The 23,266-nt window shown below is 35.0% G+C and carries 16 protein-coding genes; 13 read left to right on the top strand and 3 right to left on the bottom strand.

Going from position 1 to position 23,266, the window contains the following annotated elements; all coding sequences use genetic code 11:
- Positions 1 to 22 precede the first annotated feature (22 nt).
- Positions 23 to 706, bottom strand: coding sequence for a ComF family protein (locus tag QM491_RS06290; protein WP_283326449.1), 684 nt, complete (start codon positions 704 to 706; stop codon positions 23 to 25).
- Positions 707 to 820: 114 nt separating this feature from the next.
- Between QM491_RS06290 and QM491_RS06295 the strand changes: the two genes are divergently transcribed.
- The 4 genes from QM491_RS06295 (at position 821) to QM491_RS06310 (ending at position 6,267) form a co-directional block, all read left to right on the top strand.
- Positions 821 to 1,165: a carboxymuconolactone decarboxylase family protein gene (locus tag QM491_RS06295; protein ID WP_283326450.1), complete on the top strand. Its 345-nt coding sequence runs from the start codon at positions 821 to 823 to the stop codon at positions 1,163 to 1,165.
- Between the two features lie 47 nt (positions 1,166 to 1,212).
- Complete coding sequence (locus tag QM491_RS06300) at positions 1,213 to 1,569, top strand: hypothetical protein (RefSeq protein WP_283326452.1); 357 nt, start codon at positions 1,213 to 1,215, stop codon at positions 1,567 to 1,569.
- A gap of 458 nt (positions 1,570 to 2,027) precedes the next feature.
- Positions 2,028 to 2,789, top strand: coding sequence for an exodeoxyribonuclease III (locus QM491_RS06305; protein WP_283326453.1), 762 nt, complete (start codon positions 2,028 to 2,030; stop codon positions 2,787 to 2,789).
- Between the two features lie 133 nt (positions 2,790 to 2,922).
- Complete coding sequence (locus tag QM491_RS06310; RefSeq protein ID WP_283326454.1) at positions 2,923 to 6,267, top strand: coiled-coil domain-containing protein; 3,345 nt, start codon at positions 2,923 to 2,925, stop codon at positions 6,265 to 6,267.
- 28 nt (positions 6,268 to 6,295) lie between these two features.
- Here QM491_RS06310 and QM491_RS06315 read toward each other — a convergent pair whose 3' ends face one another.
- Entirely contained in the window at positions 6,296 to 7,546 is a 1,251-nt protein-coding gene (locus tag QM491_RS06315; protein ID WP_283326455.1) for an OmpA family protein, read from the bottom strand.
- 190 nt (positions 7,547 to 7,736) lie between these two features.
- Between QM491_RS06315 and ybeY the strand changes: the two genes are divergently transcribed.
- The 7 genes from ybeY (at position 7,737) to QM491_RS06350 (ending at position 18,769) form a co-directional block, all read left to right on the top strand.
- On the top strand, positions 7,737 to 8,168 hold the full coding sequence (gene ybeY / locus QM491_RS06320; RefSeq protein WP_283326456.1) for an rRNA maturation RNase YbeY: 432 nt from the start codon (positions 7,737 to 7,739) through the stop codon (positions 8,166 to 8,168).
- Positions 8,169 to 8,353: 185 nt separating this feature from the next.
- Positions 8,354 to 10,216, top strand: coding sequence for a tRNA uridine-5-carboxymethylaminomethyl(34) synthesis enzyme MnmG (mnmG, locus tag QM491_RS06325; protein ID WP_283326458.1), 1,863 nt, complete (start codon positions 8,354 to 8,356; stop codon positions 10,214 to 10,216).
- Between the two features lie 301 nt (positions 10,217 to 10,517).
- On the top strand, positions 10,518 to 11,408 hold the full coding sequence (locus QM491_RS06330) for a methyltransferase domain-containing protein (RefSeq protein WP_283326459.1): 891 nt from the start codon (positions 10,518 to 10,520) through the stop codon (positions 11,406 to 11,408).
- Between the two features lie 207 nt (positions 11,409 to 11,615).
- Positions 11,616 to 13,265, top strand: coding sequence for an Ig-like domain-containing domain (locus QM491_RS06335; RefSeq protein WP_283326461.1), 1,650 nt, complete (start codon positions 11,616 to 11,618; stop codon positions 13,263 to 13,265).
- A 555-nt stretch (positions 13,266 to 13,820) separates the two neighbouring features.
- Positions 13,821 to 15,587 (top strand): tetratricopeptide repeat protein, encoded by a 1,767-nt coding sequence (locus QM491_RS06340; protein WP_283326462.1) that lies wholly within the window; start codon positions 13,821 to 13,823, stop codon positions 15,585 to 15,587.
- 90 nt (positions 15,588 to 15,677) lie between these two features.
- Positions 15,678 to 16,778 (top strand): M48 family metalloprotease, encoded by a 1,101-nt coding sequence (locus QM491_RS06345; RefSeq protein WP_283326464.1) that lies wholly within the window; start codon positions 15,678 to 15,680, stop codon positions 16,776 to 16,778.
- A gap of 218 nt (positions 16,779 to 16,996) precedes the next feature.
- A complete protein-coding gene (locus QM491_RS06350) occupies positions 16,997 to 18,769 on the top strand; it encodes an AMP-dependent synthetase/ligase (RefSeq protein ID WP_283326465.1) in 1,773 nt (590 codons plus the stop codon).
- A gap of 32 nt (positions 18,770 to 18,801) precedes the next feature.
- On the opposite strand, the gene thrC is transcribed toward QM491_RS06350, so the two are convergent.
- Entirely contained in the window at positions 18,802 to 20,109 is a 1,308-nt protein-coding gene (gene thrC, locus QM491_RS06355) for a threonine synthase (RefSeq protein ID WP_283326467.1), read from the bottom strand.
- A 219-nt stretch (positions 20,110 to 20,328) separates the two neighbouring features.
- Between thrC and QM491_RS06360 the strand changes: the two genes are divergently transcribed.
- Both QM491_RS06360 and pruA read left to right on the top strand, forming a co-directional pair.
- Positions 20,329 to 21,258 (top strand): ComEA family DNA-binding protein, encoded by a 930-nt coding sequence (locus QM491_RS06360; protein ID WP_283326468.1) that lies wholly within the window; start codon positions 20,329 to 20,331, stop codon positions 21,256 to 21,258.
- A 93-nt stretch (positions 21,259 to 21,351) separates the two neighbouring features.
- Positions 21,352 to 22,980, top strand: a complete 1,629-nt coding sequence (pruA, locus tag QM491_RS06365; protein ID WP_283326469.1) for an L-glutamate gamma-semialdehyde dehydrogenase — start codon at positions 21,352 to 21,354, stop codon at positions 22,978 to 22,980.
- Positions 22,981 to 23,266 lie beyond the last annotated feature (286 nt).

Consider the following 23,266-nt stretch of genomic DNA (forward strand, 5'->3'; position numbering starts at 1 on the left):
ACTTCGATTTTAAGCCCTTTTTTTATTGTTCGGCACATGCAAGTACCATAATAGAGATTTCTTTCGGATTTACTGCCTTTATGGCCTCAAAACAAGATTCTATTGTTGCTCCAGTAGTCAGCGTATCGTCAACAATCACAATTCTTTTATTTTCAAGCATTTCAGGTGCTATTACATCAAATAACTTTTCCACATTTTCGAATCGCTCCATGCGTTTTTTTCTTACTTGTGACTCTGTAGCTCGTACTCGTTGAACAACATTTTCCAAAACAATACCACCCAAACTTTCTGCCAAGCCATCCGCAATACAGGTAGCCTGATTATATCCACGTTCTAATTGCCGTTTTTTATGGAGAGGAATTGGAATATACACATCAAAAGTGTTTTCCAAGCCTGCATCTTTGAGTTCTGCCCCAAACCACCTCCCAAGCATTTGCCCTAACTCTTGATTCCCTCCATATTTAATGGCGTGCATGATATGCTGAACATTACTCGATTTTTTGAATTTGAGATAGGCAAATTGAAATTGAGGTATGATTCTACCTGCAAAACGATTTTCTAAAACAGGATAAAATCCTTTATGTGAATCTGTTTTGGGTAAATCAAATAGACAATTGGTACAAAGATATTTTTCTTGGGATACTAGTGGCTCGTTGCAAGCAACACATACATCTGGGAAGAGCAATTGTAGAAATGCATTGAACATGTTAGGTGTCATCGGTGTTGAGTATTAGGTGTAATAGACTTTGCGCTTTTTATTAGTAAATTAGCGTTCTTTTAAATGAATTAACGATTTTTTTCAGAAACAAACAATAGCATTATGAGCTTAGTCACAGAATTTAACGACTACAGAGCTAAAATGAATGAAAAAATTTTAGCTGGCGATAACAAAGTAATCAAACGTATTTTCAATTTAGATACTAATACTTACGCTGAGGGCGCTTTATCAGAAAAAACCAAAGAGATGATGGGCTTGGCTTGTTCTATGGTTTTGCGTTGCGACGATTGTGTCAAATATCACTTGGGCAAATGCTTCGAATTGGGCGTAACTGATGCCGAAATACAAGAAATTTTCTCAGTGGCTACCTTAATTGGCGGTACAATCGTTGTACCTCACTTACGTCGTGCTGTTGAGTATTGGGAAGCGTTACAACAAGAACAATAAACAGGAAAACGGTTTTGACTTAAATCAAACCGTATTTTCTCAAAACCATGGATATAGAATTAGAAAACCTATCTCAAGAATGGGATATTCTTCTGGATAAACTCGAAAGAATGATGGAGAAGCGTCCTTCTGACCTCAATTCGGTGTTATTCCTGATTGGTGTACAAGAGCTAGGAAAAGGACATCGTTTTTTTACCAAAGAAGAAAAACAAGATCTTATGCACATTGCTATTTGTAAGGTGCTTAGTTTTTCTGGGATATATGAGCTAGAAGGTACCGACCAAGATGGCTGGCCACATTGGAAACTGATTCAACCTTTACCTTTCGTTAACCTTCTTGAGCAAGAAAAGCTCTTAAAGGCTCATGTAATTGAGTATTTCGAAAAAGAAGTTTTTAATAGTTAATAGAATTAATCAGTCAAAAAGGAGCAAACATAAGTGATTATTCTAAAACTTGTACTTTAGTTTTAGAGACTCTCAAGCCGAGTCAGACATAGCATAGTAGTATCAAAAAAGCGGTCGGAAAATATTTTCTGACCGCTTTTTTGATGAAAACTTAGAGAATAGCCCCAATCTTAAAATTTGGGATGACTCATTCTGCACCTTTTATTTTCAAAAATAGATGAGAGGTACGTTTTTACAAGTTAAATGTTCTTTTGTAATACTAGATTGAATTCTTTCTCGCATCTCAAATCAACAAAATTCTTTTCATTGATCCAATATCTTAAATTCATAAGATTTCACCTGTAAAAACAATCCTCTTTCCTCTGTTAATTATAGATACTTTGCCATGATTTAAGGTTATCTTTGAGATAAAATGTTTGTTAAAACAGCATATTCAACAACAATATCCTTTTTGTTTTATGAAAATCATTACCTACAACGTCAACGGTATTCGTTCTGCTATTTCTAAAGGCTTTATTGAGTGGCTTCAGACTGCCAATCCAGATATGATTTGCTTACAAGAATTAAAAGCAGAAGAGCATCAAATAGAAAAGCAACTTTTAACAGATTTGGGGTATCATTTGTATTGGTATTCTGCACAAAAAAAAGGCTATTCGGGTGTAGCAATCTTCACTAAAGTCTTACCGAAGCATGTAGAATATGGCTGTGGAATAGAAGCCTACGACAACGAGGGACGTGTACTTCGTACTGATTTTGAGGATTTTTCGTTAATGTCAGTATATATGCCATCAGGTTCGAGTGGCGACGAGCGTCAAGGATTCAAGTTCCAATGGATGGATGATTTCCAAGGGTATATCAATGATTTGAAGGTACAAATTCCTAATCTTATTGTTTCGGGAGATTATAATATTTGTCATCAACCTATAGATATCCACAATCCTAAATCCAATGCCAATAGTTCAGGTTTTTTACCTGAGGAGCGTGAGTGGATGGGACAATTTTTGGAAAGTGGGTTTATTGATACATTCCGTCATTTCAATCCTGAGCCTCATCATTACACTTGGTGGAGCTTTAGGGCAGGAGCGAGGGCCAAGAACTTGGGCTGGCGTATCGATTATAATTGCGCTACTTTACCATTGAAAGACCGACTAACACGTGCCTATATTTTACCCGAAGCCAAACATTCAGACCACTGTCCGTCTGTTGTGGAATTAGATTAATAATTCTCCACTGGATGTTATTCACATTTTATAAATTTGCGGATAACTTCCTATTGAATTCGCGACTGTTTCCATTTCAGCATGATTATTGGACTCGTGATGGTCATATAATCCGCAAAATGATTTTATTACTATGACAAATTCTCCTATTGCCGCACTTTCGACACGCATTGAAGAATATAAGCGAAAGTTTTATCTAAACCGATTAGTCAAAGGCTCTATCTTTTCTTTGGCTGTTATTTTGTCTGCCTATCTGGTATTCAACACTTTAGAATATTTTGGACACTTCGGTTCATTCTTTCGAGGGATTCTTTTCTTTGGTTTTATTTTAGCATTTGGCTTATCCACATTTTTCTGGGTAATCAAGCCATTGTTATTTCTTTATGGAAAAAGAACTCCACTAAGTGATGAAATTGCTGCCAACCAAATCGGAAAATTCTTTCCAGAAGTTTCAGATAAATTGCTCAATACACTTCAGCTATCAAAAGCACTGAGCCATGAGCAAAATGAATTGTTAATGGCATCCATTGATCAGAAATCTCAGCAATTGGCTATTATTCGCTTTGCCGATGCCATTAAGATTGACCACAACAAAAGATACCTCAAATATATGGCAATACCTGCTGTTGTAATTTTGGGGTTATTACTGATTTATCCTGCCTTTTTTTCAAAAAGTACCGAACGTATTGTCAACTTCAAAAACGAGTATCAAGAAGAAGCTCCTTTTAGCTTTGAGTTAGGAAACAAAAAATTAAAAGCTTTCAAAAACGAAGACTTTACGGTAAATCTTGCCCTTCGTGGCAATACAATTCCTGATGCAGTTTATGTTTTGGTTAATGATAGAAAAATGAAAATGGAGGCTATAGATAGTCGTCACTATTCATTTACGTTTTCTAAGTTACAAGACAATACAGATTTTACGTTCGAAGCGGCTGGCTTTAAATCAGGTAACTATGAAATAGAAGTTGTTAATAAACCAACCCTTGGCTTCTTCGATGTAACACTTCATTATCCTGCTTATTTGAACAAACCTGATGAGCAACTACAAAATATGGGTAATATCACAGTACCTGAAGGCACGCTTATCGATTGGAATTTTACAGTTACCGATACCGATTCAATTATTTTTACTTTTGATGGGGATAAAAAGAGATATTTTGCTGAAAAGAAAATGCTCGGTGGGGGATATGACTTCAGATTAAAAGCTACTCGCTCAAGTGCCTATCAGGTTTCACTCAAAAATCAATATTCTATCTCAAATCAAGGGATTGATTTTAACTTAAATGTTATTCCTGATAAATATCCACAAATCAGTCTTGAACAATACAAAGATTCTACCCTTTACAACTACATGGTTTTAGGTGGAAGTATAGCTGATGACTATGGCTTAAGTCGCTTGGTGGTATTCTATAAAATTTTGCGCGATGGAAAACCTAATAATGGCAATTACCGCAGTTTCAATATTCCCGTAAACAAAACACAATCTATTCAAGGATTTTATCAACAATGGGCTATGGATAGCCTTAAATTGAATCCTTCGGACAAAGTGGAATATTATGTTCAGGTATGGGATAATGATGGCGTAAATGGCGCTAAATCGACTCGTTCGCAATTATTGAATTATACCATTCCGAGTAAAAATGATATTAATAAAGAAATTGATAACTCTATTGATAAAACTGAGGCTCAATTAGATAAAACGCTCGAAAAAGCTCAAAAGCTTCGCAAAGAATTAGCAGCACTCGAAAATCGCTTGAAAAATAAGAAAGACCTAGATTTTCAAGATAAAAAGCTCATCGAAGAAATTGCCAAGAAAAAAGAAGATTTAATGAATGAAATCAAAAAGCTTCAAGAGCAAAATCAAAACCTTACAGATAAACAACAAAGATTCAACGAGCAAAAACCTGAAATGCAACAAAAAATGGAAGCATTGCAGAAAATGATGAATCAATTGATGGATCCTGAAACGCAAAAGCTTTACGAAGAATTGAAAAAAATGTTAGAAAAAAATCCAGAAGACAATCATATCAATGATCAGATGGATAAACTTCGAAACAAAGAGCGTAATACAGAAAAAGAGCTAGAGCGTATGCAAAACCTTTTCAAAAAACTTCAGGTAGAGCAAAAGCTCGACAAAGCCATTAAGGAACTTGAAAAACAAGCAGAGAAACAGGAAAATCTAGCGGAGAAAAACGACGAGCTCAGCAAAAAAGCTCAAAGTCAAGATAAATCGCAACAAACAGAAGATTTGAAAAAAGAGCAAGAAAAGCTTAGTAAAGAGTTTGACGATGTTAAAAAAGACTTGAAAGATGCTGATAAGCTGAACAACGAAGTTAAAAATTCAGATCCGCTTGAATTAGATAAACAGCAGCAAGAAGATATTTCGGAAGATCAGAAAGATTCTCAGCAAAAAATGGACAAGGGTGATAATAAATCTGCGGCAGCAAAACAAAAGAAAGCAGCCAAGAACATGAAAAGTATGGCTCAAAAGCTTGCACAGATGAAACAACAAGCTGAGATGAAAGAGAATGAGGAAAACATAGAAACATTACGTGAAATCTTAGAAAACCTCGTAAAACTCTCTTTTGACCAAGAACAACTCATGAAAGACTTTAGAGGTATTATGCCATCCGACCCAAGATTTGTAAAACTGTCGCAAGAACAAATCAAATTACAGGACGATGCCAAGGTAATCGAAGACAGTTTGTACACCCTTTCTAAACGAGTATTACAAATTGAAACATTTGTAACAAGAGAAATGGGCAATATGAAAACTTATATGGGCGATGCTGTTAAACTCATTAAGGATCGTAAAATGGCAATGACTGCTTCCAAGCAACAGTTTGCCATGACTTCTATGAATAACCTAGCTCTTTTGTTATCTGACGTTCAAAAACAAATGCAACAAAATCAGCAAATGATGATGGCTGGTTCTGGAAGTGGGAAAGGTAAAAACAAAGGAAATCAAAAAGGAATGGGGCAGAGTCAGAAAGATTTGAATCAAAAAATGCAGCAGACACTTCAAAAAGGATCACAAAGTAAAGGTGGTATGTCTGAGGATTTGGCTAAACTAGCTCGTGAACAAGCTCAAATCAGAAAGATGTTGCAGGATATGATGGATAACCAAAAAGGTACTGAAATTGGTAAAAAACTAGGTGATGAGGTAAAAGACCTTTTGAAGAAAATGGAAGAAACTGAAACTGATCTAGTCAATAAACGTCTAAATCCTGATTTAATAAAACGTCAACAAGAACTTCTAACTCGTTTGCTAGAATCTGAAAAAGCCTTAAAAGAACAAGAGGAAGATCAAAAACGTAAAGCAGAAACTGCTAAAAACTACGAAAGAAAGGTTCCTCCACAATTTCAACAATATGTAAAGGATAAGCAAAAACAAACGGAATTGCTCAAAACGGTTCCTCCTAACCTTAATCCTTATTACAAGCAACAAGTAGATTACTACTTCAAAAAGATTCAATAAAAAAAGGCCAGCGAACGCTGGCCTTTTTTTATTCTACAAACTTTATTTCAACTCTTCGATTCACGGCTCGTTCACTTTCACTTCCTACCTTCACCAATGGCTTGGTACCTCCATATCCTTTTGTGTTGATTCTTGTAGGACTTACTCCATATTTTACTAAGTAATCTCTACAAGTATTTACACGCTCAATGGATAGTTTGAAATTATCATCTGCATCTCCTGATATATCAGTGTGTCCTTCTAATAAGATTTTTAGCTGTTTATTTTTCAAAAGAATCATTACTAATTCATCCAATTCTTGATATGAGGTAGTTTGTAACTCTGATAGTCCCAACTTAAATAATATTTTTTCTAATCTTATACTTTCTTTTTTAGTGGCAGCTTCAAGGATTTCTTTTTCTCTTTTTTCATTAATGATAATTCTTGGCTTTTTATTTTCTTTAGCATCACAACCAGCAATATCCGTTACAATCCCAAACCTGAGCGTATCTACCTTCATCGTTTTAGGTCGATAATCACCATCTTTGAAGGTCATTATGCCATCTCTTAAGACAAACATAGAACTACCCAGTTGTTTATCACCATGATATTCATACCAGTCATTTACGGTAATTGTATTAAAAAAGCCTTCCATCGTTCTAGTTTCATACAAATACGGGCTTTCATTTGCAATCACCTTGTAGCTGATGTTTTTCTTATTTTCTTTGATAAGGATTTCAGATTTTTCATTCACATAAAAATTACATCCTTCTGCACAAGTAATTTTATTTCCTCCATCTATTTTTTCTTTTGAGCTCCAAATCACTTCTACATCGTTCAGTCTCAAATCTATTCTAACCATATATTTCATCGTGGTTGTAGCAAAATAAATACGACCTAAAACATCAGTTCCTCCTGAAATCCAGCCTCCATCGTTATGAGATGGTAATTTCCATTTAGTGTATTTGCCTGTTTTAGTAGAAGGACTAAATTCATACACAGGTACAGCGATATTTTTATCTGCTTCAACTGCAAGAATTTTATTGTTAAAAGTTTTTGCTATAGCATTGCAACGAAAGGGTAGGAGGGCAGTCATTTCCACTCGATCTTGATTTTGGTCTTGTGTACCCAACGACAAAATCACACCAGGAAGCGTAACAGCATAAATAATCTTATCACAGTTATTAGGCAGTGGCATACCCAATACTTGCTCATCTCTTCTGAGATTATCTTTCTGTGCTTCAGAAACACATACTTGAGTAAATAATAATAAAACGATTAGTGATAGATGGCGTTTCATAAATTTAAAAACTACTTTTTCTAAAAAACTAAGATACAAAGTATCGTTCTAATTGTTTGATTTTCACTACATCAAATTTATGTAGTATCTTTGTAGGCTTTTGCATCAAAGCTCATACCAAACCGCTTTTACAAACAGCAAATCTTTTGACTCTCTATTATTAAGACATCCAAGGTAAATATTTATCGATATGATTACATTCTTTAATGAGGACATCTCATTCAATTTGAAACATAAAGTAAAGACCAAATCGTGGTTGAAAAAAGTAGCTGAATTAGAGGGATTTAGGATGGGTAATCTCAACTATATCTTTTGCTCAGACAACTATCTTCATCAAATCAATGTTGAGTACTTAGACCACGACACCTTAACTGACATTATCACCTTTGATAATTCAGAAGAAGAAGAAACCATTGAAGGGGACATCTTTGTAAGTGTGGAACGTGTTCAAGACAACGCCAAAGATTTAAACGTGCAGTTTGATGATGAAATACTCAGAGTTCTAGCACATGGTCTTCTTCACCTCTGTGGCTATGATGACCATACCGATGAAGAAGAGGCAGAAATGAGAGTAATTGAATCAAAGTATATTCAACTATTCCGTACAGATTTTGCCAAATAAGTAGTTTTGAAAAAAGTCTCCACGTGGAACATTTACAAAAAATCAATGTCTGAATTTTCACGTTTCACAAAACTGCAATAAATCACATTTTGATTTTATTTTAACAAATCATGTTCAAATAAAGCACAAATAGGAAAATTTATAACAACAAAAAAGAAAACCAATTAGTAAACAACATAAATAAGATGCACAGTAACTATGACATAATAGTAGTTGGAGCTGGACACGCAGGATGCGAAGCTGCACACGCTGCCGCAACTATGGGTTCTAAAGTGCTACTAATTACCATGAATATGAATACGATTGCTCAAATGTCATGCAACCCTGCAATGGGTGGCGTGGCAAAAGGACAAATCGTAAGAGAGGTAGATGCACTTGGTGGTATGTCAGGAATTATTTCTGATAAAACCATGATTCAATTTAGAATGTTGAATCGCTCAAAAGGTCCTGCTATGTGGTCGCCACGTTGCCAGTCTGACCGTATGCGATTTGCAGAAGAATGGAGATTAGCTCTTGAAAGAAATCTGAATGTAGATTTCTGGCAAGAAATGGTTTCAGGATTAATAGTGGAAAATAACCAAGTAGTTGGGGTAAAGACTCAACTTGGGATAGAATTCCGAGCAAAATCTGTCGTACTAACAAATGGAACATTCTTGAATGGATTGATTCATATTGGTGAAAAAAACTTTGGAGGTGGTAGAACAGCCGAAGGAAAAGCAACAGGAATCACAGAGCAATTAGTGGAACTTGGCTTTGAAGCTGGTAGAATGAAAACAGGGACTCCTCCAAGAGTAGATGCTCGCAGTTTGGATTACTCTAAAATGGAAGAACAAAAAGGAGACGAAAATCCTGCTAAATTTTCCTATTTAGACACAGAACCGCTAAAAGAGCAAAGAAGCTGTTGGATTACTTATACTAATCAAGAAGTTCATGATGTCTTAAAAACTGGTTTTGAAAAATCTCCGATGTTTGCAGGACGTATCAAAGGACTTGGTCCAAGATATTGCCCATCGGTAGAGGATAAGATTAACCGCTTTGCCGAAAAAGAACGTCATCAAATTTTTGTGGAACCAGAAGGTTGGAATACAGTAGAGGTTTATGTGAATGGTTTCTCAACTTCATTGCCAGAAGACGTACAATATGCAGCCTTGAAAAAAATTCCAGGTTTTGAGAATGTAAGAATGTTCCGTCCAGGCTATGCGATTGAATATGATTATTTCCCTCCAACACAGCTGAAACAAACTTTAGAGACAAAATTGATTAGTAATTTATTCTTTGCTGGTCAAATTAATGGAACTACAGGCTATGAAGAAGCAGCATGTCAAGGTTTAATGGCGGGTATCAATGCACACCAAAGAGCTCATGATAAAGAGGATTTTGTATTATCCCGTTCAGAAGCATACATTGGTGTACTAATCGATGATCTTATCAACAAAGGTACCGAAGAGCCATACCGCATGTTTACATCAAGAGCTGAATATAGAACTTTGCTTCGTCAAGACAATGCTGATATTCGATTGACAGAAAGAGGATATAATATTGGATTAGCTTCAGATGAACGTTTACAAAAAGTTAAAGCAAAAAAAGAAACAACTGCTCAACTTGTAAATGAATTAAAACATAAAAAAGTAAAACCTGCTGAAGTTAACGAAAAACTAGAAGCCATTGGAACTGCTCCTCTCAAGGAAGGTACTTCGTTATTAAACCTTTTGAGACGTCCAAATGTAACACTCGCAGAAATCAAAAATCTAAGTGAAGAGATTTCTGAATATTTGGAACAATATCCTGAAGAAACTTTAGAGCAAGCCGAAATCAATATTAAATACGAAAGCTATATTGAGAAGGAACAACAGATGGTTGATAAAATGCAAAAGCTAGAAGATTTGGCAATTCCAACAGATTTTGACTATAGTAGACTTTCAGCCATTTCAATTGAAGGAAGACAAAAGTTAAGCAAAATCAGACCAGCAACTATCGGACAAGCATCCAGAATTAGTGGTGTTTCAGCTTCTGATATTTCTGTACTTATGGTATTTATGGGACGATAAGTTATAATTACTAGCTTAAAATTTGTTCAACTTGATTCTGTATTGAATAATACATTTAAAGAAGGCCACTGTTTCAACAGTGGCTTTTGTGTTTAATTAAAGTACTAGAGTCGTTCAAATAAATAGAGATTTCTATCCTATATAGATATACATCAAAATAAGAATCAATATCTGAATACACTCTTCCATTTACGAAGTAAAAAAATAGAAGTTCAACACATTTTACTTTCATCAAATATTCCAACCCAAAGTATAAATAGAGATTTAGTATATTTGTTGTATCAACATAATCCAGAATACGATGCAAGAATTACTAGAGAAGTGTCCAGTTTGCCAGCATACCCAAACCCAAAAATATATTACCTGTGAGGACTTTACAGTAAGTCATGAAAAGTTTGATATTGTATCTTGTCAAAAATGTGGCTTCAAATTTACTAATCCAAGACCCACAGCGGACACCATAGGGAAATACTATCAATCCGAAAACTACATTTCGCATAGTAATACCTCGAAGGGAATCATTTCAAAAATCTACCACCAAGTAAGAAAAATAACACTTCAGCAAAAAGTAGATTTAATCAATAAACTCAACGGAGGCAAACAAGGTAGCCTACTCGATATTGGTTGTGGAACAGGAATGTTTTTGAATGCCGCAAAATCGAATGGTTGGAAAGTATCAGGAGTAGAGCCCAGTGATGGCGCTCGAAAAATGGCAGAAGAAATTAATCAGATTTCTATTCCTTCAGAAATTCTTGGCTCATATCAAGATCAACAATTTGACATCATTACGATGTGGCATGTATTAGAGCATGTTCATTTATTAAACGAAACTATAGAATTCTTAAAGAACAAATCTACTCAGAATGGAAAGGTAATCATAGCAGTTCCTAATCATGAATCTAAAGATGCCCAAATATATCAAGAGCATTGGGCAGCTTATGATGTGCCAAGGCACCTATATCATTTTTCAAGAAATTGTATCCAACAGCTTTTCGAAAACCATGGATTCAAACTGAAAGAGCATTTGCCTATGAAATTTGATTCATTCTATGTAAGTATGCTTTCAACAAAATACCAACAAGGAAAAACCAATTACGTAGAATCATTTTTGAGCGGACTCAAATCAAATAGGGTAGGAGCGAAGCAGAACAATAATTACTCAAGCATCATCTATATCTTCGAGAAAAAGTAGTATTCAATAGTACATTTAATAATTTTACTGCAGATTTAATACTTATTAACATATTTATCAACATCCCTCGGTGATTATATATTGCCGAGGGATTATTTTTGTTGATAATTATTAGTATTAAACCCTTAGTTAATAAACAATTTCGAAATAATAGCAAAAGTTATACACATACGATTCTATTATCAACAAAGTTTTCAACATATTCACATGAGAATAATTAACATAGTATTGATAACTTTTCTTGGATTCTTATTCATTGAAGCGTTATTTAGTTGTGCACAGGTTGTAGCACCAACAGGAGGTAAAAAAGACACCCTCGCACCAAAATTAGTAATGAGTATCCCAGCTAATCAGTCCAAAAACTATAAAGGAAAAAGTATCGAGATTCAGTTTGATGAGTATATCAATGTGGATAACCTTCAACAACAGCTATTAATAACGCCGAGTATGGAGCCTTTTTTTACTACTAAAACAATGTCCAGAGGTGTTCGTATTACTTTTGAAGATGCCTTTCAGCCAAATACTACCTATAGTTTCAATTTTAGAGAGGCCATTAAGGACATAACTGAAAGAAACCCAGCCAAAAACGTAAGAATTGTATTTAGTACTGGCGGGGTGATTGACTCACTATCTATAGAAGGAAATGTCGAAGATATTATCGAGAATAAAGGGCTATTAGACGCTACCGTCGGAGTGTACAGATATTCGGATACACTAAAAATCAATAAGATGAAGCCTTACTATTTTACAAAAACAGATAGTACAGGAAATTTCAGAATTGAGAACGTAGCGGAAGGGAAGTACAGAATTTATGCTATTACCGATGTTAACAGTAACCTTCTATATGATGAAACAAAGGAAAAAATTGGCTTTATAACTGATACACTGCAACTTAGTAAAAGTGTCAGTGGACTAAAAATTAAGGTGGCCAAGGCAGATAACTCTCCAGTAAAGGTGAGTAAAACACGCACAACCACTAACTATTACTATGTGGAGTTGAACAAGGGTATCAAAAAAGTCGACATCAAATTTGAAAATCCTCAAGATAGTATTCCTTACCAACTTGTAGAAAAGAATATGGTACGTGTGTATAATTTGAAGAAAGTAAGTCAAGATACTATCAAGATCGCTATGACCGTTGTGGATTCACTGGATAGGAAGTTTGATTTTAAGCAGAAAATCAAGTTCAAAGCAAAAGGTAAAAAAGAAGATTCATTTGTAGAAGAGTTTAAATATGAAGTGAGTCCACAAAATAATCAACAAGTTGATTTGAAAGAAGTTGGTTATACCATCAAATTCAGTAAACCAATAGGAACCTTCGATTGGAAAAAAATTAAAATACTGAATGATACCCTCAAAAAGGTAGATATTCTTGAAAAGCATTTTTCATGGAATGTGGATAAAACAGAAGTATTGTTGAAAATCCCTGAAGCGCCAAAACCAAAGGAGTTTTTGTCCCTTGAGATTCCCATAAATACATTTCAGTCGATAGAAGGTGATACCAACAAGATTGTCAAGCAGCTTAATCCGCTACGAGATCCTGAAAATTATGGTTTAATAGAAGGACTTATCAACAATCCAAAAGGAAAACAGTGCATTGTACAGATATTAAATGATAAAAAAGAGGTCATAAGAGAACTTATCCACACAAAAACAGGGAAGTACACATTTGATTTTTTGACACCAGGTATTTACTCGATACGATTAATAGTAGATTCTAACAAGAATGGGCGTTGGGACATGGCAAATGTGGATAAAAATATCACTGGAGAAGAAATTTTGCATATCAAAGACAAGATTAAGCTCAAACAGAACTTCGAACTGTCAGGATTTGACTTCAAAATAGATGATAATTAAGCAAATTGTGGATAAGTGTCTTTTTTCGGTGTAAGACTGTATAATTTCTGTGGATAAATAGCCCTTTTTTAGGTACAAAAATTGTGGAAAGAATTAAAGTGTTTGTGGAAAGAAAATAACACCAAATGGCAAGGTGTATAACTTGAGTAGTTATACAATAGAAAAACACCATTTATCCCCCAATAAACACTTCGCTTAAAAAGGCCTATTTATCCACACAAGTAACCTGTGGATAAATGCCATTTTTTGTTAATTATCTGATAAACAATAATTTAATTGTATATAAATTAAATATTAAGTGTGCATAAAATTAAGGTTATTCACATTGTAACGTGAAAATATATTTTCACAAAAGTATTCCACAAATCCACAGTATAATAAGCATAATAGAAATTCTTTCTTTTTAAAAATTTAAAAAAATAAATATTATAAATATTATGTTGTGTTGAAAACTGAAATGAATCTTTAATCTTTAACGCCTAAAATATGAAAAGTGAAGTGTGTGTGTTAAATCGTCCTTTTTTCAAATTTATGTGCTTTGCTTTTTTCCTATTTATGGGAATATACCAGGCAAGTGGACAAGATGTGGAATTAGGTATCGAATATGTGAAAGCTGGAGAATACGAAAAAGCAAAAAGCATTTTTCAAAAATTGGCTAAAAACAAAGACATCGCTGGGAGTATTCATAAACCTTATCTTCAGACATTGTACAAATTGAAACAGGTGGATGAAGCTGAAAAGTTTTTGAAAAAGCAAATCAAGTGGTCTGATGGAAATCCGTTTTATATACTCGATTATGCACATTTGTTGGAAGAACAGAAGAAAAAAGAGGAAGCAGATAAACTCTATAATCAAATACTCGAAAAATGTAAAGTTACTGATGAGTTAACGCTCAAAATGGTGAATGAATTGAGTAGTTATCAACAGTATGATTTGGCTATTAATCTGATTGAGAAAAATAGGCTTTATTTTAAGGATATCAGTAAGTTTTCACTTCAGGTAGGTAGATTGTACAAACTCGCTGGAAAACCTCAAGAAATGCTTGAGGAATACCTGAATTTTGGGCGAGATATCGAAAACCGAGAAATCCTTCAAGGAATGCTACAAGACGAGCTTAGAGACGAAAATGATCAAGCGCTTTTAGAAAAGGTTTTGTATGCCAAAGTTCAGAAATTTCCAGAAGATCCCTATTTCAGCGAAATGTTGATTTGGCACCTTACTCAGAAGAAGGAATTTTTCAACGCTTTCATTCAAGCAAGGGCATTAGACAAGCGATATAAGCGTGAAGGTGCTCAGGTAGCCGACTTAGGTTTTGTAGCGTATCAGAACAAAGATTTCAGTAGTGCAGGCAAAGTTTTTGAATATTTGGTAAAAGAATATCCAAAGCAACAAAATTATCCACTTTGGAGAAGGGTGTTGATAAACTCGAAAGAAGAAGTTATCAAAAATACCTATCCTGTCAATCAGAGTGATATTAGAATCTTGATTCAGGAATATACTAAACTTCTAAATGAATTAGGAATAAACCAAAGAACACTAGAGGCATTACGAAGTAAAGGTCTTTTATACGGTTTTTACCTAAATGAAAAAGATACAGCTATTGCAGTACTTGAAAGTGCGATAAAGTTATCCACAGGCAATAAGGAGTTCGTGGATAAGTGTAAACTAGACCTTGGTGATATTTACGTTCTGAAGTCTGAGCCATGGGAAGCAACCTTGCTTTATTCACAAGTAGAAAAATCAGAGAAAGACAGTCCGATGGGATACGAAGCCAAACTTCGTAATGCTAAATTATCTTATTTCAAAGGCGATTTTGAATTAGCAAAGGATGTGTTGGATATTCTAAAACAGGCTACCACTCGCGAAATTGCAAATGATGCCATGAATTTAAGCCTTCTGATTCAAGATAATACAGGTATCGATACCACAGACCAAGCGCTAAAAGACTATGCCAATATAGAATTGATGCTTTTTCAACATAGAAATGAAGAAGCTATGTCAGAAATGAAAAATTTGGTCAAAAAACATAAAGGACACCCACTCGAAGACGAATTTATGTACTTAATGGCAACCACTTATTTAAAGGAAGGAAAGTTAGATGAAGCAATTGAACAATTAGAAAAAATTGTGGAAAAGTTTCCAACAGATATATTAGGAGATGATGCTTTGTATATATTGGCGAAGACGTATCAGGAAAAGAAAAACCAACCTGCTAAAGCAATGAAACTATACCAAGAGTTATTGACAAAGTATCCTGGAAGTATTTATGGCGCTGACGCTCGAAAGAGATTTAGAAATTTGAGAGGTGATACAATAAATTAAATGAAAATCACGTAATTAGGAGGTTCGTATGTATATACGAACCTCCTTTTTTATAAAACTTTCTAGAACCTAATTTATATCTTATCCACAATGAAGACATTTTATACACAATGTTGTGTATTCCTACTCGGAATAACGATATCCACTGGTGTTTGTGGACAAAACCGAACTATATCGTCCCCTCTTTTTATTTGTCACTATTATGGTAAAAAAGTCAATGAAAGTGATTTATGTAACTCTGTAATGGGATATGGAAGTAGCCGAGCGGAAAGAGAAGTTAAAAAGATTACAGAATTGATGCACCTTTCTAGAAATCCATTTCAAATGATGGAATGCCCTAATACAGATAATTGCTATGCCACACTTGTGGAAGGAGTACCTTATATTATATATGATAGAAGTTTTTTGCAAAGAGTTCATAAAGTAACGCAGAAGGACTGGGCAGCCATTTCTATATTAGCCCATGAGGTAGGTCACCTAGTGTATTATCACCCAACTAGTCAAAAAGGAAGTCAGCATCAAAAAGAACTAGAAGCAGACGAGTTTTCGGGTGCAACGCTCTATAAGATGGGCGCAACCCTTGAGGAAGCACAACTTGCCATGCAGTATTTCCAAGAAGAAGTGTGGACAACTACACACCCACCACGCTCGCAACGTATGAAAGCAATCGCAAAAGGATGGCTTGAAGAAAAACGAAAGGAAGAAAAAAATGTCGTAGCGTATCAAAACAACGAAGTTATTATTTCTGATAAAACTGCTTCAGATGATGATAAGATAGTCTCTTCTGAGAACTTGAACACTTATCCACAGCCAGAGGCAAAAAAAATAGATTCAAATGTAGAAGTTGGAAAGTATGGCTGTGTAGAAGGCGATTGCATCAATGGATATGGATACTATATCCACAAATCTCAAGGAAGTTATAAAGGAATGTGGAAAAATGGAATAAGAGAAGGAATTGGAGTACAATTCAAATCAGATGGAAATAAGCTATTTGAAGGTATGTATGAAAGTGGTAAGCGAAGCGGAAATGGGATATATTACTTTTCTAATAACATTTATTTAGAAGCGGTATTCGAAAATGACTTTCCAACAAAAGAGGGGCGTCTAATAAATCAGTCTGGAACTAAACCGTACGAACTAAACTATGTGCAATCAAACGGTGAAATTAGTACCATGAAAATACCAAAATAACGCATACAAAAAGGATAGGGCTTTTTTACCTATCCTTTTTATTTTTTATAAGCTTTTGTAAATAATAAGATTAAGTGAAAAAATATTAAAAAAATTATGCACGCATACTATTTTTAATTTCTACAACCTATTATCTTTGAGAAAATGAATTGTGCTTAATCTTGTTTAAATTGTATTAAATAAAGATTGGTGTCTCGTCAATAAGCAAGCTATCGAATATGAAAAATCACCAAACTGCAACACGAGTTTTTGACCTATTAGAAACTTGTGTTAAACCACTGAATAAAGAGGACGTTTTTGCTTGTAAAATCCAAGGCAATTGGAGAAAATACGGTGCTCAAGAGGTAATAGATACTGTAAATAAGATAAGCCTAGGATTGTTGAAACTTGGTGTAAAACCTAATGATAAAATTGCATTGATTTCAAACAACAGGCCAGAATGGAATTTTGTTGAGTTAGGAATCCAGCAAATAGGTGCAGTGTCTGTACCTATGTATCCAACAATCACAATTGAAGACTATCATTACATTTTCTCAGATGCGGATATTAAAATGATTTTTGTCTCTGATGAAAACTTATTGAAAAAGTCAACCGAAGCCAGTAAAGGACTCGATTCTGTTGAAGCTATCTATACTTTTGATAAAATTGCTGGGGCAAAACATTGGACAGAAGTACTAGAAATAGCCCAGAATGATGACGTGGCATCTCTTGAAGCGCATAAGTCGGCAGTTCATCCTGATGATTTATTGACACTAATCTATACTTCTGGAACAACTGGAAAACCTAAGGGTGTGATGCTGACACACAACAATATCATTGCCAATGTTGAAGGACTTATCAAAGGAAAACATTTAGAATTAGAAGCTGGAGATAGAGCATTGAGTTTTTTGCCATTATGTCACATCTACGAGCGTACCGATGTTTATGTTTTTTTACGTTATGGCGTTTCGGTTTATTATGCCGAAAGCATGGATACCATTGCAGATAACCTTAAAGAAGTAAAACCACACGTCTTTGCAACAGTTCCAAGATTACTAGAAAAAGTATATGATAAAATTGTAGCAAAAGGATATGAGTTGACTGGAGTCAAAAAATCACTGTTTTTCTGGGCATTAAATCTTGGACTAAAATATGACCCAATGAAAGAAATGGGTTTGGTATATGATATCCAGCTTAAAATAGCCAGAAAATTGATTTTCAGTAAGTGGCAAGAAGCTTTAGGAGGAAATATCAAATTTATAGCTTCAGGCTCTGCTGCCTTACAACCTCGTCTTTCAAGGGTATTTTGGGCAGCAGGCGTACCAATAGTCGAAGGTTATGGACTTACCGAAACTTCTCCCGTAATTTCATCTAGTATTATTACCGACTTCAGAATTGGTTGTGTGGGCACTGTTTTACCAAATGTTCAAGTAAAAATTGCCGAAGATGGCGAAATTTTGGTAAAAGGCCCAAGCATCATGAAAGGCTATTATAACAAACCAGAATTGACCAATGAGGTAATTGATTCAGAGGGCTGGTTTCATACAGGCGATATTGGTGAGTTTGCAGAAGGAAGATATTTGAAAATTACAGATAGAAAGAAAGAAATCTTCAAAACTTCTGGAGGAAAATATGTAGCACCACAGTTATTAGAGAATAAATTAAAGGAATCAATCTTTGTAGAACAGGCAATTGTAGTTGGCGAGGGCGAAAAGTTTCCATCAGCTTTGCTCGTTCCTGAATTTAATGCCTTGAAAGAATGGTGTGTACGTCATGAGGTTCCATGTGGTTCAAACGACGAAATGGTGAAACAACCGAAAGTTTTAGAGAAGTTTGATGAAGAGGTAAAACATTTGATGAATAATGTAGCCAAATACGAACAAGTAAAAAAAGTAGTATTGCTAACAAAATTATTCTCAATCGATAGTGGCGAACTTACCCCAACCTTAAAATTGAGAAGAAAGGTTATTCATTCGAAATATCAACAAGAAATATTATCTATGTACGAATAAAAAAAGGATGCCCAATTGGGCATCCTTTTTTATTATAATTGTAATAAATAGTTTTTAAAATCACTAAACTTGGTACTCATCGGAATCGCTACTTTCTCTTTAGATAACAAAGCCGAAAGGCGTTCTGGAATAGGTACTGTTGTTCCCAGAGTTCCCTCAACCACATCCAAAAACTTAGCATAATGAGCCGTAGATAATAAAACTCCTGTTACATCTTCGCCTAATTCTGTCATATAAGAGCTTAACCCACGGTAAGCAACAGCCGTATGAGGACACATGATATAACCTGTTTTATCATATACCTCTTTCATCGTTACTCTAGTATCATCATCATTGCTAAAATCACCAGCAATATGTTTAACTACCTCTTCATAAGCATCACCAGCCAACAATTGCATACGAATAAAGTTAGAAGGGTTGCCCACATCCATAGCATTAGAAATCGTTTCTTGTGATGGGCGAGGCTCATAAACGCCATTGGCAAGATAATTTGGAACAATATTGTTGATATTGGTAGCCGCAACAAACATTTTCACAGGTAACCCCATTTTTTGGGCAATAAGTCCAGCTGAAAGATTACCGAAATTACCACTTGGTACACAGAACACTACTGGTTTATCCACACCCGCTTTTTTCAACTGTGCATAAGCATTGAAATAATAAAACGATTGAGGTATCAATCGGCTAATATTAATCGAGTTTGCCGATGCCAAATTGTATTTAGACGAAAGCTCTTGATCCAAAAAGGCTTGTTTCACTAAGCTCTGACAGTCATCAAATGTACCATCAACTTCCAAAGCGGTAACATTTCCTCCTAGAGTGGTCAATTGCTTTTCTTGAATATCTGATACTTTTCCTGTAGGATACAAAATCGTAACCTTGATACCAGGTGTATTATAAAATCCTTGTGCTACAGCTCCTCCTGTGTCGCCTGAAGTTGCTACAAGAATATGAATATCTTGATGAGATTTTTGTAAGAAATAAGACATCAATGCTGCCATAAATCTAGCACCAAAATCCTTGAATGCCATAGACGGTCCATGGAACAATTCAAGTACATATTTGTTAGGCTCAATGCCAACCAATGGAGCTTCAAAGTTGATTGAACGTTCGATGATACCTTTTAAATCACTTTCAGGTACATCGTTACCCAACAAAGCTTTTGCTACTTCAAATGCTATTTCCGAAATACTTAAATCACCAATGGTGTCAAAGAAGCTTTTTGGTAATGTAGGTATTTCATAAGGCATATACAATCCATTATCAGGGGGAAGTCCTCTAAATACCGCCTCTTCCAACGATACATCTGGGCTTGCATGCTTGGTACTATAAAGTATCATATTCTCGTTTTTTGGTTAAATCGTTGCTAACTTCTTTGCTTACAGAGTGCTCGTCGAGATATTAGCAATTGAAATTGATGGACAATTTGTGGTACAAAATTATTTTAAACATTATATAATTCAGCATATTGGCACTAGAAAGTCTCGAATAAACTTCAAAATGTCTCTTCAATTGTATAACTTTCAGTTAAATCTTCACCTAAAAACAAGTTCAGCCTTATGAAAAAACAATGGATACAGTGGATTCAGTATGCCTTTGGCTACAATCGTACCGAAGCAAAAGGTTTTATATTACTATTGATGTTATTATTCACCTATCTTTCTATTCACTTATATATATGGTTATCCCCAAGCAAACCTTCCATAGCTTTTACACAAAATCAACTCAATCAAAATGCAGAATTAGTGTCATTGATTGAAACTGCCGAAAATCCTCCTAGTCGCTTTAAAAATTTTGAGAAAAAAGAAGAGGAGGCTCATTCAATTGCTCCAATTCGACTTCATTCATTTGACCCTAATATTGCAAGTGTTGAAGAATTGGAAGAATTAGGTATGCCACAGTGGCTTGCTAAAAGAATAGACCGTTTCAAAAGCAAAGGAGGAAAGTTTTATAAGAAAGATGATTTACTCAAGGTTTATGGTTTTCCAGAAACACTTTATCAAAAATTGATACCATACATCACTATATCCGTTCCTCAAAACGATAAGTTTGCCAAACGTTCATTCATTCTGCAAGAAAAAACGCCCAAAACACCTGCAAAATTTGATTTGAATGCGGTAGATACCACAAGATTAATCCAACTAAAGGGAATAGGAAGCAAATTGGCTGCTCGGATTGTTAAATACCGAGATATACTTGGCAACTTCGTTAGCACTACTCAGATACGAGAAGTATATGGCTTAGATTCCTTAGTGGTAGATGAAATACTCAAATATGGTTATATAAGTAACCCTCAAGTTCGGAAAATTAATATTAATGAATCTTCATTCGAACAAATGAAACATCCTTATTTAAAACCATACATTGCAAAAGCCATTATCAACTTCCGAAATCAACACGGAAAATTTCAGTCTATTCAAGATTTAAAAGCCATTAAACTTCTAACGCCAGATATAATCCAAAAACTAGAACCATATTTATCGTTCTAGCATTATTCCTTTATAAATACTTAGTTATGGTAGGGTTGGAGGAACCAAAACAACTCCGTAACTTTGAATTGTGTAATTTAAATACTTCATCAAATGTCCATAGGATTTTTTAATGTACCAACTCCCAAGAACGAACCTATCTTAGGGTATGCTCCTAATAGTAAAGAAAGAGTTTCATTGAAAGCAAAGCTTGCTGAAATGAAATCTCAAGTAATCGAGGTTCCTATGTTTATCGGTTCTGAAGAACTTAAAGAAGGAAAAAGACTTCCTTTAACAAGTCCACATGACCACCAACATATCCTGGGATATTACTATGAGGGCGATGCGTCTCATGTCAACAAAGCAATTGACTCATCCTTGGCTGCTCGTGAAAAATGGGCTAATATGTCTTGGGAACATCGTGTATCAATTTTCTTGAAGGCCGCTGACTTGTCTGCTTCAAAATATCGCATGGAGTTAAATGCTGCTACGATGTTAGGACAATCGAAAAATGCTTTTCAAGCAGAAATTGACTCAGCATGTGAGTGGATCGACTTCTTAAGATTTAACGCTCATTTTGCTACTCAAATTTATGCACAACAGCCAGAATCTTCTGAGTACGTTTGGAACAGATCTGAATACAGACCTCTTGAGGGTTTTGTTTTTGCCGTAACTCCATTCAACTTTACTGCTATTGCAGGGAATCTTCCAGCTTCAGCAGCCTTGATGGGTAACGTTGTAGTATGGAAACCTTCTCCAACTCAGATTTATTCAGCTTATGTTTTGATGAAAATCTTAAAAGAAGCAGGTCTTCCAGATGGCGTTATTAACCTTATATATACAGATGGTCCTTTAACAGGGGATATCGCTTTCCGTCATCCTGAATTTGCGGGTGTTCACTTTACGGGTTCAACTAAAGTATTCCAACATATTTGGAAAACAATCGGAGAGAATATCCATATATATAAATCATATCCAAGAATTGTGGGAGAAACAGGTGGGAAGGACTTTGTTGTAGCTCATGCTTCAGCTGATCCAAAAGCATTAGCGGTTGGTTTATTGAGAGGAGCTTTCGAATTCCAAGGACAAAAATGTTCTGCGGCATCTCGTGCCTATATTCCAAAATCACTGTGGGAATCTACTTGGGAGTATTTCTCAAAAGATCTTGCAGAATTGAAAATGGGTAGCGTAGAGGATTTCTCAAACTTTGTAACAGCTGTCATAGATGAGAAAGCTTTTGATAAAATAGCTTCTTATATAGATTTGGCAAAAAATAGTGATACAGCTAAAGTAATTGCTGGTGGAAGCTATGATAAGTCAAAGGGATATTTTATTCAACCAACAGTTATCTTAACTGAAGATCCTAAGTTCACCACAATGACAGAGGAAATCTTTGGACCTGTTCTCACGATTTACTTATATGAAGACGATCAGTTTGAGGAAACATTGCATTTAGTAGATACAACATCTCCTTATGCCTTAACTGGTGCTATCTTCTCTCAAGATCGTTATGCAATAGAATTAGCTACCCAAAAGCTGACAAACGCTGCTGGTAACTTCTATATTAATGATAAGCCAACAGGTGCAGTGGTAGGGCAACAACCATTTGGTGGTGGGCGTGCTTCTGGTACAAACGATAAAGCAGGTTCATCATTAAACCTTTTACGTTGGGTTTCTCCACGAACAATCAAAGAAAACTTTGTATCTCCAACAGATTATAAGTATCCATTCTTAGCTGAATAAGGATATTGAGAAATATTTCAATTGAAATCCTCATCTTTTGATTAAGGTGAGGATTTTTTATTTTGTATTATTGAGGGTTCTTTTTGTACCTAAAAAAGGCATATTCAAATGCACTCATTTGAGTGTTTTATACTAGGTAAAAAACTTTCAATAGTATGATTCTACTAATCAACGACTTACAAAAAACTTTTAAAAATAGTGTCAAAAAGATTTGGATGGTTGGGAATAAAGTGGGAATTTTGCACTCCCAAACGACGGGAAAGGAATTGTAGCGAAGAAAAGAAGT

This window comes from Flectobacillus longus (assembly GCF_030056705.1).
GTDB lineage: Bacteria > Bacteroidota > Bacteroidia > Cytophagales > Spirosomataceae > Flectobacillus > Flectobacillus longus.